Here is a 13,120-nt window from a genome sequence, read left to right on the forward strand (position 1 = left end):
GGGGTCACGGTCGGACCGGGTAGGGCGCGAAGGTCGACCGGTCCGGATCGACGTCGAGCGAGCGCCCGAGGGGCGGGAAGGCGCGTTGCGGGCACTCCAGCCGCTCGCAGGTCCGGCACCCGCTGCCGATGAGCTCCACGACCGAGCGGTCGGCGAGGTCGAGGCCTGCGGAGTAGACGAGGCGCTCGGCATGGCGCAGCTCGCAGCCCAGCCCGACCGCGAAGGTCTTGGTCGGCGTGTGCCAGCCGCCCCGCCGTCGTGAGACCGTCCGGGCGATCCAGAAGTAGCGCTGGCCGTCGGGCATCTCCGCGATCTGGGTGAGCACCCTGCCGGGGGAGGCGAACGCCTCGTAGACGTTCCACAGCGGGCAGGTCCCGCCGGCACGGGAGAAGTGGAACGCGGTCGCCGACTGCCGCTTGGACATGTTGCCGGCCCGGTCGACCCGGACGAAGGCGAAGGGCACGCCGGGCAGCGACGGGCGCTGCAGCGTCGAGCAGCGGTGCGCGACCGTCTCGAACCCCACCCCGAAGTGGTCGGCCAGCCGCTCCAGGTCGTACCCCACCCGCTCGGCGGTGCCGTGGAAGGCGCGATAGGGCAGCACCAGCGCCGCCGCCGCGTAGTGGGCGAGCCCGATCCGGGCCAGGGCCCGCGTGTCGGCATCGGCCAGTTCGGCGGCGTCCGCCACCTCGGCCTCGACGAGGTCCGCGAACTCCAGCTGGGCGATCACCGTGGCGACCCGGAACGCCCGCTGCCCGGGGCGCAGGTGCGGGGCGAGCCGCAGGACGTCGCGCTCGGCGTCGTAACGGTGCAGCTCCTGGCCGAGCTCCCCGATCTGCACACGGATGCCGTGCCGCTCGGTGAGCCGACGCACGAGGGCGGCCCGGGTCTCCCCGGCCCGGACGCCGATCTCTCCGGCGAGCCGCTCCGCCGCCTCGTCGAGCGCGGGGATGTGGTTGCGGTGGCGGTAGAAGAAGTCGCGGACCTGCTCGTGGGAGGTCGGATCGCGCACGGTGTCGTCCCCGCGCCCCACCGCGGACCCCGTGGTCGAGCTCCGCTGCGCTCCGTCTCCCGTCGACAGCCGCTCCAGCCGCGCCCGGAGCTCGACGAGGGTGCGGGCCATCCCCGGCATCCGCTCGGCCAGGTCGGCGACCTCCGAGGCGTTCACCGTGCCGGCCTCGATCTCGTCGACCACCGCCTCCCGGAGCTCGGCGGTCAGCCGCGCGGTGTCGCGCGCCGCGAAGAAGGAGGCGTCCACCCCGAACGCCTCGGTGAGGCGCAGCAGGACGGGCACGGTGAGCGGGCGCGCGTCGTGCTCGATCTGGTTGAGATAGCTGGGCGAGAGTTCCAGGAGCCGGGCGAGCTCGACCTGGGAGAGTCGTCGCTCCTCCCGGAGCCGACGCAGACGGGCACCGGCGAAGGTCTTCGCCATCGCTTCATCTCACCAGACGATGAGACTTCGCACTATTGGCAGCCGGCGCACCCGACGTGGCCGGATGTGGCATCGCAGGTCACCGCACCTGTCGTCGGGAAGGCATGAGCTGGGACACATGCGTGGGCGACGACGGGTCGCTAGCGTCCGTGGCGCTGGTGGTTCGACCTCGGCGCACCAGCCGAGGTCGTGGCAACAGGGAACCCGGTGCGAGTCCGGGACTGCCCCGCAGCGGTGAGTGGGAACGAGCGCCGTCACGAAGCACTGGACCCCGGTCCGGGAAGCGACGGCCAGTAGGAGCGAGGACCACGCCCACGAGTCCGAAGACCTGCCACCGGTACGCGCACCGAGATCCGGCGCGTGTGGCCGGTGGCCTCGTGGGGAGGTCGCGGTCGACGGTGCGTCGGTTGCCACTGCTCGCCGTCGTCGTGACCTCCCCGTGCCTCCCGGCCGACATCGTCTCGACGAGGAGGAGAGCGAGTGTCAGCCCCCATCGGCTCGACCGTCCTGGGATATCCGCGCATCGGACCCCGCCGTGAGCTCAAGAAGGCCCTGGAGTCCTACTGGGCCGGGACGTCCTCCGCCGAGGACCTGCAGGCGGTGGCATCGGAGATCCGCGCGGGGACGCGCACGGACCTCGCCGCGCTCGACTCGCAGCCCACCGGCACGTTCTCGTTCTACGACCAGGTCGCGGACGTGACGGCCCTGCTCGAGGCCGTGCCCCCGCGTTTCCGCCCCGACGGGCGACGCAGCGGCTCGGCCCTCGACGAGTACTTCGCCATGGCACGCGGCACCGAGTCCGCGCCGCCCATGGAGATGACGAAGTGGTTCGACACGAACTACCACTACCTCGTCCCGGAGATCGGCCCGGACACCACCTTCCGCCTCGCCGAGAGGACCCCGGTCGACCTCTACCGCGAGGCCGTCGAGGGCGGGGTCCGCAACGGTCGCCCGGCACTCGTCGGTCCGGTCAGCTACCTGCTGCTGGCCAAGGCGGCCGCCGGCGCGCCCGCGGGCTTCGATCCGCTTCGCCGGCTCGACGACGTCGTCGCCGTCTACGCCGAACTGCTCGGTGAGCTCGCCGCCGCGGGAGCCGGGTGGGTGCAGCTCGACGAGTCCGCGTTCGTCCAGGACCGCTCCGAAGCCGAGCTCGACGCGCTCCGGCGCGCCTACGAGCGGCTGACCTCGGTGTCCCCCCGCCCGAGCATCCTCACGGTGTTCTCCTACGGCGACCCCGCCGAGGCGCTCGACGTGATCGCCCGGACCGACGTCGAGGGCGTGGCGCTGGACCTCGTGACCGCCCCGGGCCTCGTCGACCGCATCCCCTCCACCACGGGCCTGCGCGACAAGACCCTGGTGGCCGGGGTGGTCGACGGCCGTAACGTGTGGCGCACCGACCTCCCGAGAGTGCTCTCCCGGGCCGCGACCGTGCTCGGCGGCGTCGGCGAGCTCGCCGTCTCCAGCTCCTGCTCGCTGCTGCACGTGCCCTACGACGTCTCGGTCGAGGACGCGCTGGAGCCGACGGTGACCGCGCGGCTCGCGTTCGCCCGCGAGAAGGTCGCCGAGGTCGCGCTGCTGGGTCGTGCGCTCACCCAGGAGGGCACCGAGGATCTCCGGCAGGCGGTCGCCGACGCGTCCACGAACCGGCGCGCCGCGGCCGACGAGACCGTCCGCGACCGGGTGGCCGCCGTCGAGGCGGCCGACCGCACCCGCAGCGCCTACGACGTGCGCCGCAAGGCCCAGGCGGCCGAGCTCGGCCTGCCGGACCTCGCGACGACGACGATCGGCTCGTTCCCGCAGACCCCCGACGTGCGCAAGGCCCGCGCCGACTTCGCGGCCGGCCGGCTCGACGCGACCGACTACACGAAGCGCATGCAGGACGAGATCGAGCGCGTCGTCCGGCTGCAGTCCGACCTCGGGCTCGACGTCCTCGTGCACGGCGAGCCCGAGCGCAACGACATGGTCCAGTACTTCGCGGACACCCTGCCGGGCTTCGCGACGACGAAGCTCGGCTGGGTCCAGTCCTACGGCTCGCGCTGCGTGCGGCCGCCGATCCTGCACGGCGACGTGTCGCGCCCGGAGCCGATCACGGTGGAGTGGGCGCAGTACGCACAGTCGCTGACGCCGAAGCCGATGAAGGGCATGCTGACCGGCCCGGTGACGATCCTGGCGTGGTCGTTCGTCCGCGACGACCAACCGCTCGGTGTCACCGCCGACCAGGTCGCGCTCGCCCTGCGCGACGAGATCGCCGACCTGGAGGACGCCGGGATCCGGATCATCCAGGTCGACGAGGCCGCGCTGCGGGAGCTGCTCCCACCGCGCCGGGCCGACCGGGGCGCCTACCTGGACTGGGCCGTCGGATCCTTCCGGCTCGCGACGGGTGGCGCCGCCGACGAGACGCAGATCCACACGCATCTGTGCTACTCGGAGTTCGGGGACGTCATCGACGCGATCGACGGCCTCGACGCCGACGTGACGACCATCGAGGCCGCCCGCTCGCGGATGGAGATCCTCGCCGACCTGGAGGAGGTCGGCTACTCCCGCGGGGTCGGGCCCGGCGTCTACGACATCCACTCGCCGCGGGTCCCGACCCGGGACGAGATCGCCGCGCTGATCGCCGAGGCCCGGCGCGCCGTGCCCGACGACCGGCTGTGGATCAACCCGGACTGCGGGCTGAAGACGCGTGGCTACGCCGAGGTCGAGCCGACGCTGAGGGCCTTGGTCGAGGCGGCGGTGGAGGCCAGGAACTCCTGATCCGAGCCGGCCGACCCGACCGTGACGGCGGCGCGCCCGCGCCGTCGTCACGCGCGGGTCCGTCCGACGCGCGCGACCAGTCCGGCCACCAGCACCACCGCACCGGCGGGCGCGAGCACGAGCCAGGGCGCGACGAACGCGAAGGTGCGCCCCTCGGCGAGCATCGCGCCCCACTCCGGGGTCGGCGGCTGCACCCCGAGCCCGAGGAACGACAGTCCCGCCAGGGTCAGCATCGCGCCCACGAAGCGGGCGGTGACCGCCGCACGGAGCGGGTCGGCGATCGCGGGCAGTACGTGCACGCGCAGGATCCTCCCCGGGCCGGCCCCGAGCGAGCGGGCCGCCAGCACCCAGCCCTCGGTCCGCGCGGCAACGGTCATCCGGTGCGCCAGCCGCGCGAACGGCGCCCACCCCAGGAGCACGATCGCGAGCACCGCCGGCGTCAGCCCCGGCCCCAGCACCGCCGCCACGAGCAGACCGACCAGCAGGGTCGGCACCGCGACGACGAGGTCGACCACCGACTGCACGAGCGTCGCCACGATCCGCGCCCGGGTCCCGTCGAGCCACCCGGTCACCAGACCGACCCCGACCCCCACCACCAGGCTGACGACGACCGCGCCCAGCCCGAGCCCGAGCGTCCACCGGATGCCGCCCAGCACGCGCGCCAGCACGTCCCGGCCGAGCTGGTCGGTCCCCAGCAGGTGCCGTCCCGACGGCGGGTCGAGCCGGTTCGCGAAGTCGGTCGCCTCCGCGGGCCACTCGATCGCGCCGACGACGGCGACCACCACGGCGAGCGCGAGGAGCTTCACCGCAGCCTCGGATCCAGCGCCCGGCTCGCGAGCTCGGTCGCCAGGGTCAGCAGCATCGCCACGGCGATCACGACGACGAGCCCCGCCTGGATCGTCGGCAGGTCCCGGGAGCCGATGGCCTCGGCGAGCGTCCGCCCGAGCCCGGGGACGTCGAACACCACCTCGACCACCACGGCCCCGCCCAGGGTCCCGGCGAGGAACGGCCCGGCCTCCGCGAGCACCGCGGTGAGGGAGCGTGGCAGGACGTGGGCCCCGAGGACCCGTCGTCGGGACAGGCCCTTGGCGACGGCGGTGACCGTCGAGGGGTGCGCGAGCGCGGTGCGGGTCTCGGCGCGGACCAGGCGGGCGGCGAGGGTCGCCGGGAAGAGTGCGAGCGTGAGCACGGGCAGGACCGCGCGGTCCGCCGTGCCCCAGCCCAGCGCGGGCAACCACCCGGCCCACACCGCGACGAGCAGCACGAGGGCCGGCCCGACCACGAACTCGGGCACGGCCAGCGCCACCGCGCCCACCCGGTCGACGGCGCGGTCCGCGAGCCGCCCCGGCCGGTCGGCCGCTAGGACACCGGCCGGGAGCCCGATCGCCAGGGCCACCGCGAGCGCGAGGAGCGCGAGGGTGGCCGAGACCCCGGTCGCGCCGAGGACGTCCGGGGCGACCGGCGCCCTCGTCGTGAAAGACCGTCCGAGGTCGCCGCGCAGCGCCCCGGCGAGCCAGGCGAGGTACTGGTCGCGCAACGGTCGGTCCAGGCCGAGCTCGGCCGCGAGCCGGGCCTCGGCCGCCGGGTCGGGGGCCGAGGCGAGGCTGCGCGACCGGATCACCGAGCGCGTCACGTTCCCGCCGAGCAGCCGGGGCAGGCAGAACACGACCGCCGAGGCCACCAGCAGGACCGGCGGGATGAGCGCCAGGCGCCGGAGGAGGAGTCCGGTCACCCGGCCGGGGCGAGGGCCGGGAGCACCGGCCGGAGGTCGAGCGGGTCGGGGACGAATCCGGTCACGCCCTGCTCGGCCGCCGTGTTGCGCGGGTGCACGATCGGCACGCCGACGGCGTCGGTGACCAGCATCGCCGCGGCCTGCCGGTAGATCTGCGCCCGCGCCGCGGTGTCGGTCACCGTACCCAGCTGCGCCACGAGCGCGTCGAAGGCGGGCGAGCGGTACTGGTCGATCGCGTACGAGCCGCCGGAGGTGTAGTCCGAGGTCAGCGTGCTCGCCGCGTCCGGGTAGTCGGAGAGGTAGCTGCGCGAGTTCAGGAACATGTCGTAGCGGCCGGCGAGCACCTCGGGCTCCTGCGCGTCGTACTCGCCGACGGTGATGTCGGTGGCGACGCCCGCGGCCTGCAGCTGCGCGGCGATCGCCTGGGCGAGGACCGGCAGCTCCGGGCGGTTGGGGAAGGTCCACAACCGCACCCGCAGCGGGTTCGCCGGGCCGTACCCGGCCTGGGCGAGCAGGGCCTGCGCGCCCGGGACGTCGGCCGCGGGCGGGGCCTGGGTGGCCCCGTAGGACACGGCCGGGCCGAACAGGTCCGATGCCGGCAGGGCGGAGCCGCCGAGCACCTGCGCGAGGACGTTCCGGTCGAGCGCCGCCGTCACGGCCCTCCGGACGCGCACGTCGGCGAAGGGCGGGGCCGACTGGTTGAGCTGCAGCAGGATCGTGCGGGCCGAGGGGAACTCGGAGAAGGAGACCGAGGGGTCGGCCTGCAGCCAGGCCCGCGAGGTCTCCGGCAGCCCCTCGGTGAACCCGACGTCGCCGGAGCGCAGCGCCAGTTCGCGGGTCTGCGGATCGGCGACGTACCGGACGTCGACCCGGGCGGCCTTCGCCCGCTCGCCGTAGTAGGTGTCGTTGCGCTCCAGGGTGGCGCCCTCCGTCCCCCGGATCTCGGTCATCCGCAGCGGCCCGGTCGCCGTGTTCACCGGCGAGGGCTGCTGACCCGTGGCATAGGCGGCGGGTGACAGGACCGAGGTGGACCCCGAGCTCAGCCGGAGGGGCAGGACCGGGTCCGGGGCGGTGGTCGTGGCCCGGACGGTCATCGGCCCCTCGGCCGCGACCTGCAGGCCGATGTCGGTGATCGCGCGGGGCGGGGCCGGCCGACCGAGGACGTAGGTCAGCGCGGTGACCACGGCGTTCGCGTCCAGCCGGGCGCCGTCCTGGAAGGTCACGCCCTCGCGCAGCGTGAAGCGCCACGAGGTGCCGTCCTGCACCCAGGCGGTGGCGAGACCCGGCACGGGGTTCCCCTGCCGGTCGAGCGCCACCAGCGGCTCGGCCACCCCGAGCTTCGTCAGCAGCCCGCCGTCGTCGGCGTCGAAGGCGTACCCGGCGCGCGGCGGGAACTGGAGGGCGACGGACACGGTGCCGTCGCCGGCGGGCGCCGCTCCCCCACAGGCGGACAGCAGCAGGGCGAGCACGACGACGAGGGGTGCCAGGACTCTCACGAGACGACATCATCTCAGCAGGTGGTGAAGTATCAGTGATCGGCCTGGTAGACCTGGGACGTGCTGAGTCTGCTGGACGAGTTCGTCACGGGGTGGGTCGACGACGCGCTCGCCGGGTTCGCCGTCGGGACCTTCGGTGCGATCGCGGAGTTCCTGCACCCGCCCGGGGCCACCGTGACCGTCGAGCACTCCCCCGGCCGGCACACCGCGGTCTGCGACGAGGGTGCGCTCCGGCTCGACCTGCACGAGGGCACGCTGACCCCGCGGACCTGGCGGCGTCCGATCGGCACCGACGACTGGACCCACGCCGTCGCCCTCTGCCTGCCAACCGATCGCGCCGCAGGCCCGGGGCGGACCGCGGTGACCGTGCTCGGCGACGACCCCGACCCGCTCGTCGGTCCCGGTGTCCTCGTCGACCTCGGCCTGGGGGTGAGCCACCTCGAGGCGTGCATCCGGACGACGGACCGGGCCCTGCTCGACCGGTGTGCGCGCGCCTCCGGGCTCGACGGCGACCTGGTCGGCGCCATCGTCGCGCGCGGCGCCACACGGGTGTTCCGCACCGCGATCGCCCGCATCGAGGTCGCCACCCCGATCCCGGCGCCCGACGGCGAGAGCCCGCTCGGGCCCCACACGCACCTGCTGCCCGACCTGCTCGCCCACCGCCGCACCCACGCCGCGACCGACCCGATCCCGGACGGCGAGGTCCCGGTCGCCTCGGTGTTCCCGCCGCACCCCAGGCGCGACGCCCTGGGACGCGCGCACACGTGGGACGCGTCCGCCGAGGCCGCGTTCGACGCGGTGATGGCGGCGTTCGGCGATCCCGACGAACTCGCCGCCACCGACGCGGCCCGCCGGGGCGAGCCGGCACCCGCCGTCGAGAACGCGACGGCGCGCCGCGGCCGCAGGGTCGGCGAGCGCCTCCGCGTGCCACGCTGACCGCGTGACGACGATCCCGTCCGACGACCCGGCGGCGGTCGCGGCGACCGAGGCCGTCCAGCAGGGCGACCTGAGCGCGCTCCGCCGGCTGTTGGACGAGCACCCCGGGCTCGCCGCGACCCGGATCGGCTCGGCGGACCCGGGAGCCATGTCGCGCACCCTGCTGCACGTGGCGACCGACTGGCCCGGGCACCACCCGCGGGTCGCCAAGGTCATCGCCCTGCTCGTCGATCGCGGCGCGGACGTCGACGCCCGCTTCGCCGGGCCGCACGAGGAGACCCCGCTGCACTGGGCGGCGAGCTGCGACGACGTCGAGGCGGTCGACGCCCTGCTCGACGCGGGTGCGGACATCGAGGCGCCCGGTGCGGTGCTGGGCGGCGGCACCCCGATCGCCGACGCCCGCGGGTTCAAGCAGTGGGCGGCGGCCCGACGCCTGCTGGAGCGCGGTGCGACGACGACGCTGATCGACGCCGCGACGCTGGGGCTCGACGACCGCGTCCGGGCCGCACTGGCGGACGGGGCGACGCTGGAGGACATCACCACCGCGTTCTGGGGTGCCTGCCACGGCGGCCGCCGCAGCACCGCGGAGCTGCTCCTCTCCGCCGGCGCCGATCCGAACCGGATCCCGCCGTGGTCGGACCTCACCCCGCTCGACGCCGCGCAGGAGGAGGGCGCCGACGACCTCGTCGCCTGGCTGCGCGCGCAGGGCGCCCGCTCGGCCACCGATGGAGCGGTCTGAGGCCTACGCGAGGGCGTGCCCGAGCGCGCCCGCCCGTTCCGCGAACTCCTCGCCGTCGCGGGCCACGACGACGCCGTCGACGACCTCCTCGTAGGAGGGCATCGCACAGGACGCCTGGTGCCAGTACCGCCGCGGTTCCGGGGTGATCCATCCGATGCGGTGCACCCGGCGGCGGAGTGCCTCCAGGTGCTCCACCCCCGGCGGCAGCCCGTTGCAGCGGCCGTCGCCGACCACGAGCAGGGTCGTGCGGGCGTCGAGCACGGCGCCCGCCCGTCCCCGCCCCTCCGCGAGCTCGCCGAGCACCCGGCCGTAGTCGCTGGTCGCGTCGAGATCGAGACCGGGGGCCGACAGCACCGAGGCGAGGGCGTGATCGCCGGACGAACGCAGGAGCACGTCGGTGACCTCGATCGGCGTGTCGACGAACGCCACGACGTGGCAGGTGTGCGCGTCCGCGTGCAGGGCCTGCGCGAGCCGCAGCACGAACGCCGTCACCGACCGGACGGACAGGGACACGTCGACGGCGATGACGATGCGGAGCCGGTCCGGGCGCGGGGTGCGGGTGATGAGCCGGAACGGCACCCCGTCGGTCCGCAGGCCGGCGTGCACGGTCCGCCGGACGTCGAGCCGCCCCCGTCCGTGCTCGACCGGCACCCGGCGCGGGGCGCCGCGCATCCGCCGGAGCAGGTCGTGGCAGGCCCGCCGCAGGGTGGTCCGCTCGTCCCGGGCGGACTCGCCGGCGTCCCCCGGCTCCCCGTCCACGTCGTCCGGCGCCTGCACGGCCCGCGCCGCCAGCGCATCCACGAACGCGTCGATGGCCGCGACCAGGCTGCCGAGCTGTGACTCGGTGAGGTGCTCCCGGTCGCCCGGCGCGCCGTCGAGGTACACGCTGCGTGCGTCCACCGCCTCGAGCCAGGCCAGCACCGCCGCCGGGTCGTCCCAGTCCAGGCTTCCCGACGAGGCCGCGGCCGCCCCCGAGGTCAGCTCGCCCGCCACGGCCGACCCGGCCCGCTCCAGCTCGACGGTATAGGTGACCCCGCGCCGCCCGGCGTCGCCGTCGCGCACCGAGAGGTCCGAGTCGCTGGTCGACAGCGACAGGTCGTCGTCGTCGGAGTGCGGGTTGAACCCCTTCTCCGCCTCGTCGGCGTCGATGAGGTCGCCGACCTCGGCGGCCCGCGGGTTGTAGTCGGTGAACCGCGAGAGCGGGTCGTCCTCGCCCTCGTCGAGCAGGTCGAGGTTCTCCGGAAGCCGACCGTCCGGGATGTCGGCGTCGGGCCGCGCCTGGTCGCCGTCCGCCGCGCCCTCGGAGGTCCGCCCCTCGAAGAACACGGCGAACGCCCGCTCGAAGCCGGCCCGCTCGTGGCCGTACTTCGCGCTCACGGCCCGGAGTCCGGCACGCAGGGCGTCGAGGTCGTGCGCCCCGAGCATGAGCAGGACCCGCCGGATCTCGATCGTCTCCGCCGGCGAGACCGCGACCCGACAGCGCCGCAGGAGGCCCGCGAAGACGGTCGCGAGCACGTCGACCGGCCCCACCCGCCCGTCCGGGCTCGCGATCGGCGCGGTCACGGGCGCCGGAGCCCGGCGATGCCGCTGCCGGGCCCGCGCCCCGGCCCGCCCGTGCCGTTGTCGCTGCGGCCCCGGTCGCGCCCGCCGTGCCCACGGAAGGCGGCGGTCGTGGTGTTGCGGGGCGCGGTGGCGACCCGGGCGCGCTCCGCGGGCGCCGACCCGTCGTCGGGAACGGGGTCCTCGGCAGGTGCACCCAGCCGGTCCCGGGCCACCTCCCGGTCGGTTCCGTACTTGAGCAGCGTCGCGAGCAGCGGACTGTCGGTGTCCTCGGCCGCAGGCACGCCGCCGAGCACCAGCGCCGCGCGGGCCGCGTCGACGACCTCGGAGATCGACGGCGCCTTGCGCAGCGGCATCGCCCGCAGCCGGTTCGCGAGGTCGACGACCTCGGCCGCGGTCGTCGCATCGACCTCCGGGGCCCGCCGACCGACGATCTCGGCCTCGCGCTCCGCCGTCGGGAAGTCGAGGTGGTGGTGCAGGCAGCGCCGCTTGAGCGCGGGCGTGAGTTCGCGGGTGTCGTTGGAGGTGAGGACGACCCAGGGGCGGCTGCGCGCGACGAAGGTGCCGATCTCGGGGATCGTCACCTGGCCCTCGGCGAGGATCTCGAGCAGCAGCGCCTCGACGGACTCGTCGGTGCGGTCGACCTCGTCGACCAGCAGGACGACGGGCTCCTCGGACAGGATCGCCTCGAGCAGCGGCCGCACCGCGAGGAAGTGCTCGGTGTAGAGCCCGGCGTCCTGCTCGCGCAGGATCGCGGCCGCGGCGTTCAGGTCGGGGGCGTCCGCCACCAGCGCGCCGATCCGGTCCCGGAGCATCTGCACGTGGAGCAGCTGCTTGCCGTAGTCCCACTCGTAGAGCACGCGCCCGTCGTCGAGCCCCTCGTAGCACTGCAGGCGGACCAGGGTCCGCCCGGTCGAGGCGGCGAGGGACTTCGCGAGCTCGGTCTTGCCGACGCCGGCCGGACCCTCGAGCAGCAGTGGCCGGTCCAGGCGGGTGGCGAGCAGGACGACGACGGCGAGGTCGGGGTCGACGACGTAGTCGACGGTCTCGAGGGTGGCGCGGACCTGCTCGGCGTCGGGGAACGACTCGATCGCGGGCACGGAGCTCCTTGTCGAACGGGCTCGGCGGCCCCGGGCGAGGAGCCCGGGACCGCCGAGGAGGGTGGATCAGTACGACTCGTTGATCGCGTGCGACACGACCGGGATCAGGGACTCGACCGTCGCCTCCCGCGGGTTACCGGGGGTGCACCAGTCGCCCATCATGTGCTCGGAGATGCGGCGGACCGTCTTCTCGTCGCCCGGGATGGTGTTGCCGGCCCCGGCGTACTTGCCGGTGTTCATCCGGTTCTTGTCGTAGGTGTCGGTGGTGACCGAGCCGAAGTTGGCCGGGATGCCGACGTCCTGCGCGAGCCGGATCGCCGCCTCGACCGCGGCGTCCGCGGCCTGCACCGTCGTCATGTTCCGGGTGTCCACGCCCATGAGCTGCGCGATCTCGGCGTACTGCTTGTAGCGCGAGGGCAGGTTGTACTCCCAGACCCGGGGCAGCGCGATCGCGTTGTTCAGGCCGTGGTGGGAGTCGTAGAACGCGCTGATCGCGTGCGACATCGAGTGGATCAGGCCGAGACCACCGGAGTTGAACGCCTGCGCCGCGATGTACTGCGCGTGCATCATCTTCGAGCGCGCCTCGTAGTTGCGGGGCTCGAACGTCGCCTCCCGCAGGCTCTCCGCGACGAGGCGGATCGACTCCCGCGCGTTGCCCATCGACGGCGTGAAGTCCAGGCGCGAGACGAACGGCTCGGAGCCGTGCGCCAGCACGTCGAACCCGCAGTAGGCCGTGAAGTGCTGCGGGCAGTTGTAGTACAGGATCGGGTCGTCGACGGCGAGGCTGGTCACCACCGGGTCGTCGAAGCCGACCCACTTGTGCGGGTTGTCCATGTCCGAGGTGTCGGTGATGACGTAGGCCCACGACGTCTCGGAGCCGGTGCCCGCCGTCGTCGAGACCGCGATGTGCGGCGGGTTCTGCTTGTTCGTCGACTTCGAGAAGCCCTCGAACTCGTTGATGTTGCGTCCGTCGTGGGCGATCACCACGCGGGCGCCCTTGGCGGCGTCGTGCGAGGAGCCGCCGCCGACGGAGACGATGCCGTCGCAGCGCTCGCTCTGGTACAGAGCGGCGGCGTCCATGCAGTTGTAGTCCTTGGGGTTCGACTCGACCTGGTCGTAGACGACGCAGTCGAGACCCTGGTACTCGATGACCCCCTTCATCGTCTCGACGATGCCCGAGCCGCGCAGGCCGGTCGTGACGAGCAGGACCCGGCTCATGCCCAGGGCCTTGGCCTCGACACCGACCATCTCGTGGCCGCCCACCCCCAGCAGGGCTCGCGGGAACGGGTGGAACTCCTTGATCGGCGCGTCCCAGATCTGGTTCGGCTCGATGGCCATGTCGCCTCCTTGCGGATCGGAGTCGCTGTGCACAAG

10 protein-coding genes and 1 riboswitch are annotated in these 13,120 nt (G+C 74.3%); of the genes, 3 read left to right on the forward strand and 7 right to left on the reverse strand.

The annotated features are described in order from the left end of the window. Positions 1-4: 4 nt before the first annotated feature. On the reverse strand, positions 5-1,429 hold the full coding sequence (locus tag ACQPYX_RS20075; RefSeq protein WP_433799048.1) for a short-chain fatty acyl-CoA regulator family protein: 1,425 nt from the start codon (positions 1,427-1,429) through the stop codon (positions 5-7). A 142-nt stretch (positions 1,430-1,571) separates the two neighbouring features. After that, positions 1,572-1,779, forward strand: a riboswitch (cobalamin riboswitch). A gap of 130 nt (positions 1,780-1,909) precedes the next feature. On the opposite strand from ACQPYX_RS20075, the gene metE reads away from it, so the two are divergent. Next, positions 1,910-4,183, forward strand: coding sequence for a 5-methyltetrahydropteroyltriglutamate--homocysteine S-methyltransferase (metE, locus tag ACQPYX_RS20080; protein WP_433799049.1), 2,274 nt, complete (start codon positions 1,910-1,912; stop codon positions 4,181-4,183). 47 nt (positions 4,184-4,230) lie between these two features. Here metE and ACQPYX_RS20085 read toward each other — a convergent pair whose 3' ends face one another. Genes ACQPYX_RS20085 through ACQPYX_RS20095 form a run of 3 tightly spaced genes read right to left on the reverse strand, consistent with a single transcriptional unit; the run spans position 4,231 to position 7,411 of the window. Then, entirely contained in the window at positions 4,231-4,989 is a 759-nt protein-coding gene (locus tag ACQPYX_RS20085) for an ABC transporter permease (RefSeq protein WP_433799050.1), read from the reverse strand. Next, the gene (locus ACQPYX_RS20090; RefSeq protein ID WP_433799051.1) at positions 4,986-5,915 is read right to left on the reverse strand and encodes an ABC transporter permease; all 930 of its coding nucleotides are present in this window, start codon (positions 5,913-5,915) and stop codon (positions 4,986-4,988) included. Before ACQPYX_RS20090 ends, ACQPYX_RS20085 begins: the two co-directional genes overlap by 4 nt. Further along, the gene (locus ACQPYX_RS20095) at positions 5,912-7,411 is read right to left on the reverse strand and encodes an ABC transporter substrate-binding protein (protein WP_433799052.1); all 1,500 of its coding nucleotides are present in this window, start codon (positions 7,409-7,411) and stop codon (positions 5,912-5,914) included. The genes ACQPYX_RS20090 and ACQPYX_RS20095 overlap by 4 nt, the downstream gene beginning before the upstream one ends. A 60-nt stretch (positions 7,412-7,471) precedes the next feature. Here ACQPYX_RS20095 and ACQPYX_RS20100 point away from each other — a divergent pair, with 60 nt between their 5' ends. Both ACQPYX_RS20100 and ACQPYX_RS20105 read left to right on the forward strand, forming a co-directional pair. Continuing rightward, positions 7,472-8,347, forward strand: coding sequence for a DUF6925 family protein (locus tag ACQPYX_RS20100; protein ID WP_433799053.1), 876 nt, complete (start codon positions 7,472-7,474; stop codon positions 8,345-8,347). Between the two features lie 4 nt (positions 8,348-8,351). Next, positions 8,352-9,086: an ankyrin repeat domain-containing protein gene (locus tag ACQPYX_RS20105; RefSeq protein ID WP_433799054.1), complete on the forward strand. Its 735-nt coding sequence runs from the start codon at positions 8,352-8,354 to the stop codon at positions 9,084-9,086. Positions 9,087-9,089: 3 nt separating this feature from the next. Here the strand turns inward: ACQPYX_RS20105 and madC are convergent, their stop codons facing one another. The 3 genes from madC to mdo all read right to left on the reverse strand — a co-directional run bounded on the left by madC (position 9,090) and on the right by mdo (position 13,084). Continuing rightward, a complete protein-coding gene (gene madC / locus ACQPYX_RS20110) occupies positions 9,090-10,649 on the reverse strand; it encodes a MadC family VWA domain-containing protein (RefSeq protein ID WP_433799055.1) in 1,560 nt (519 codons plus the stop codon). Further along, a complete protein-coding gene (locus ACQPYX_RS20115) occupies positions 10,646-11,746 on the reverse strand; it encodes a MadB family AAA-type ATPase (RefSeq protein ID WP_433799056.1) in 1,101 nt (366 codons plus the stop codon). Before ACQPYX_RS20115 ends, madC begins: the two co-directional genes overlap by 4 nt. 66 nt (positions 11,747-11,812) lie before the next feature. After that, positions 11,813-13,084 (reverse strand): NDMA-dependent methanol dehydrogenase, encoded by a 1,272-nt coding sequence (gene mdo, locus ACQPYX_RS20120; RefSeq protein WP_433799057.1) that lies wholly within the window; start codon positions 13,082-13,084, stop codon positions 11,813-11,815. Positions 13,085-13,120: the final 36 nt, after the last annotated feature.

The organism is Actinomycetospora sp. CA-084318, assembly GCF_050955885.1.
In the GTDB taxonomy this organism is placed as follows: Bacteria; Actinomycetota; Actinomycetes; order Mycobacteriales; family Pseudonocardiaceae; genus Actinomycetospora.